The sequence below is a fragment of the Actinomycetes bacterium genome, from assembly GCA_036000965.1.
GTDB lineage: Bacteria > Actinomycetota > CALGFH01 > CALGFH01 > CALGFH01 > DASYUT01.
This window is the reverse complement of sequence record DASYUT010000254.1, coordinates 1-4,121: the sequence shown is the minus strand read 5'-3', so window position 1 is coordinate 4,121 and position 4,121 is coordinate 1. Positions and strand designations below refer to the sequence as shown.

Here is a 4,121-nt window from a genome sequence, read left to right as displayed (position 1 = left end):
CGCGGCAGGAACGCGGCCGCCGGCGCGGCCACATCCTCGAACGCGCCGCCGGGCAGGCCGGCTTCGAGGTCGTCGCGGGTGAGGTCGCCGCCGCGCTGTTCGGCCCCGTCGGCGGCGCAGTGGCACGCCGCGCGGTCGGCGGCCGCAGCCGCCGTGCGATCACCGGGAGGTAGGCGATGGCCAGAGTCGACCTGAACAAGAAACGCGCCGCACGCAGCGAGGCCGAGAACACCCCGCACGAGGTCGCGCTCGGCTTCGACGCTGACGGCAACGAGCAGGTGTTCCTGCTCAAGCCGCGGATGCCGCTTGAGTTCACCGACACCCTCGCCCAGGGGACGACCGCGCAGGCGGTGAAGCTGCTGCTGGTCGACCCGGGCGACTGGGACCGGTTCCTGGCCGCGGCGCCGGAGGACTCCGACCTGCTCGACATCACCGACGCGTACGGGCTCGACCTCCCGGAATTGTCGGCCTCGGCGCCTTCCTCGACCGACGGTGGGCCGAGGCGGAAGCGGACTTCCGGGCCGTCTACTCGCTCTCCCTCGCGGAAGCTTGCTACGGCCCCCGGGCCCTCGGGGTCCGTGAGCTCCACGACCTGATCCGCGGGCTGCCCCCGGCCAGCCGGACCGCGCGGGCCGAGCACGGCCCGCCGTGGGGTGACACCGAGGAGCTGCTTGCCCGGGCGGTGGACCGCCTCGGCGAGGTCGTCTACCTGCTCCGGCGGGCGCACTTCAAGGGCGACCCGCCCGTGCCCGACCCGGTCCCCCGCCCGGGCGACGGCGGCCGGCCCGAGACCGTCGAGCTGGCCGAGCCCCCACGGATGAGCACGAAAGAGGAGATCCGGGCGTTCTGGGGCGGCGCGGTCCGGTACAGCGAGAGCTAGAACGTCCAGGTTGCGACCTTGCCGCCGCCTGAGGACTGGCCGAGGACGACCTCGCCGTGCTTGGCGGGCACGTCGAACACCAGCCACCCCTCGGCGGTCTCCCCGTTGTTGAGCTGGACGTAGTCCAGGGCTGGGGTGAACCCTTCGGCGTAGGCGTCGGCGTCGTAGTGGTGGCCGCGCATCTGGACGTAGAAGTCGCCCCACATCGAGGACACGTCGTTGGCCTGGGCGCGGACCTTCACGTAGACGCCGAGGAAGAGCCCGCGTTCGGGCCGGTTGTAGGTGTCGCCGCGGCTGAACTTGACCCGGGCGACCTGGACGCGTGCTGCGGGCTTGCCGGTCTCGGCGTCGACGAGGGTGGCGGTCTGCCCGACCTTGTCGACCGACGGCGCAGGCAGGCTTGTGGTTGCGACCCCCTCGTCGGGGAACGTCTCGCCGGTCGAGGTCGCGACGGGCGCCGTGGTGGCGACCGTGGCCTTGCTGGCGCCGGCCCCGCCGCCTGAGCAGGCGGCGAGCAGCAGGGCGAGTGCGGCGGCAAGGGCCGTAGGCTTTGGCATGTCGACCTCCAGGGGTCGTCCGGGCCCGGGGCGTGTGAGCGCCGCCGGGCCGCTTCATGCCCGTGAGCGTAGCCCGCCGGACAGCTGTCCCGGAAGACAGGAGCGTCGCGAGTGGCACTCAGCGCGGGCGACGCCTATCTGGACACCCACTTCCGGCTCGCGCGCGACTTCGACCGGCAGATGGTCCGGCAGGTCCAGGGACCGGCCGGCCGGGCCGGTGAGGAGGCGTCCCGCCACTTCGGCCGCCGCTTCGCCCACGGCCTCAAGACCGCAGGCGTGGCGATCGGCGTCGGCCTGGCTGCCGCGGCGGTGCTGGCCACCCGCGGGGTGCTGGCCACCACCAAGGCCGCGAGCGACCTGAACGAGACGGTCAACAAGACCAAGGTGATCTTCGGGTCGAGCTCGAAAGCGATCCTCGCGTGGTCGCGTGGCTCGGCCAACGCCTTCGGCCTGTCCCGCAACGAGGCCCTGGCTGCGGCGGCGTCGTTCGGGGACATGTTCCTCCAGCTCGGCCTGGGGCAGAAGCCGGCGACGAACATGTCGATGCGGATGGTCAAGCTCGCGGCCGACCTCGCCTCGTTCAACAACGTCAGCGGTGGCGCCGCCGAGGTCAGCGACATGCTGTCGTCGGCGTTCCGCGGCGAGTTCGACTCGCTCCAGCGGCTCGTGCCGAACATCAACGCGGCGCGGGTCGAGCAGGAGGCGCTCCGGGAGACCCACAAGAAGAGCGCGAAGGACCTGACCGCCGCGGACAAGGCGCTGGCGACCTACAACATCGTCATCCGGGACTCCGCCCGCGCCAACGACGACTTCGCGCGCACGTCAAACGACCTGGCGAACATGCAGCGCAAGCAGCAGGCCGGCTGGGAGAACCTGAAGGCGGTCATCGGGCGGGGGTTCCTGCCCGCGCAGCTGGCCGTGACCCGCGTGATCACCGAGAAGCTGCTCCCGGCCGGGGCGGCACTGGCGGCCGAGTTCGGCCCCCGGGTGGGCAAGGCGGTGACCGCTGCGGCGGAAGCGTTCGCCCGGTCCGTGCCACCCGCCACCGAGCTTGCCGAGACCGCGCGCATGCTCGGCCCGCGCCTTGACCGCCTGGTCCCGACGGGGGAGCGGATCGGCACCGCGCTTGGCCGTCTGGTCGCCCGCGCGCAGGAGCTGCGGCCCGAGCTGCGGGGCCTGCATGGCGACTCGGCCAGGTTGGCGACGACGTGGAGGCTGTCGGGCGCGGCGCTGGACTTCCTCGGCGACCACCTGGACCTGGTCGTGAAGGCGCTGCCGGCGCTGGTGGTCGGCTACGGGCTGGTGAAGGCCGCCCAGGCCGCCGCGAACCTGGCCGCCGCCGCCGAGGTCGTCCTCGCGCCCGCGCGGATCGCGGCGAACATCGCGCTGTCGCGCTCCCAGCGGGCGCTCACGGCGGCGCTGCGGGAGCAGGCCGCCATGAGCGGGGTGGCCACGGTCGCCCAGGGTCGTCTGACCGCCGCCGAAGTTGCGGGGACCGCCGCGGCCGGTGGCGCCGCCGCCAAGGTGGGGCTGCTCGGCCGCGCGGTCGGGCTGCTCGGCAGGACGGGCCCGCTGATCGCGTTCGCGGCGGCGGTCGCGGTCGGGACCGAGAACCTGAAGCGGTTCCGCGAGAAGGGCATCCGCGCCAACCTCGGTGACCCGGTGTCGATCTCGATTGGGATGGTCCGCGACGCCTTCGTCAAGCTGACCGGCAAGTCCGACGGCGGCAAGGCGTCGATGGCCCGCTTCAACTCGATCTCCACGACCGCGAAAGAGACGGTGAAGGGCTTCGGCGCCCAGGTCGACGGCGGCAGCGGGAAGCTCGGCCGGTTCTCGGCTGCGCTCGGCACCTCGAAAGTCACCGCGTCGGCGGCCACGATCGAGTTCCGGCGGCTGGTCACCCAGGCGAACTCGCCCCAGATCGACGCCGCCCGCGGCCGGGTGGACCTGCTGACCAGGGGCATGGGCCGCTCCAAGGTGAGCGCGTCGGACGCGGCCAGGGAGATGCGCCGCTTCGGCAACGACGCCGCCGCGGCGATGCGCAAGCCCCAGAACCGGCACGTCACGATCACCGCGACCGCTGACGTGGACGCGACCCGCCGCACCATCAGGCTGAACAACCAGTTCGGCGGCAAGGTCCTCCTGGCCGAGGGCGGCTGGGTCTGGGGCCCGGGCACCGAGACCAGCGACTCGGTCCGGGCGCGCCTCTCCCGCGGCGAGTTCGTCGTCAACGCCCGCTCGGCGAAGCGGCACCGCGCCCAGCTTGAGGCGATCAACGCGGCCCGCTTCGCCCGCGGCGGCCCGGTCGGGGAGTCCGGCGACGCCAAGGGGGTCGTGGTCGTCCCCGGGACCGGGTCGGTGTCACCGCTTGAGCGCAGGCTCCCCCGGGTCGTGGCGCTGGCCGAGCGGCTGGGCGTCAACGTCGCTGGCCGCACCGCCAAAGCCGTCGCGGCCGCGATGGCCAAGGGGATCGCCGACCTCGCCCGCGGCGGCGCGTCCGGCGGCGTCGGCGGCGGCCCGGGGATCGTGAACGCGGTCATCAAGACGATGGCGCGCGCGATCGGGCAGCCCTACCTGTGGGGCGGCAGCTCCTGGCCCCGGTTCGACTGCTCCGGGCTCATGCAGTGGGGCTTCCGGCAGCACGGCATCCGCATCCCCCGGGTGTCGCGCGCGCAGGCGCAAGG

The 4,121-nt window shown here is 73.4% G+C and carries 4 protein-coding genes; 3 read left to right on the top strand and 1 reads right to left on the bottom strand.

The window, feature by feature from the left end; genetic code table 11:
• Positions 1-176 precede the first annotated feature (176 nt).
• Entirely contained in the window at positions 177-596 is a 420-nt protein-coding gene (locus tag VG276_22225) for a hypothetical protein (protein ID HEV8652037.1), read from the top strand.
• A gap of 86 nt (positions 597-682) precedes the next feature.
• Positions 683-880, top strand: a complete 198-nt coding sequence (locus tag VG276_22220) for a hypothetical protein (GenBank protein HEV8652036.1) — start codon at positions 683-685, stop codon at positions 878-880.
• Here the strand turns inward: VG276_22220 and VG276_22215 are convergent.
• Positions 877-1,437 (bottom strand): DUF4352 domain-containing protein, encoded by a 561-nt coding sequence (locus VG276_22215; protein HEV8652035.1) that lies wholly within the window; start codon positions 1,435-1,437, stop codon positions 877-879. The two genes, VG276_22220 and VG276_22215, sit on opposite strands and share 4 nt — an antisense overlap.
• Before the next feature lie 111 nt (positions 1,438-1,548).
• On the opposite strand from VG276_22215, the gene VG276_22210 reads away from it, so the two are divergent.
• The coding region (locus VG276_22210; protein ID HEV8652034.1) for an NlpC/P60 family protein at positions 1,549-4,121 on the top strand (2,573 nt) is incomplete at its 3' end.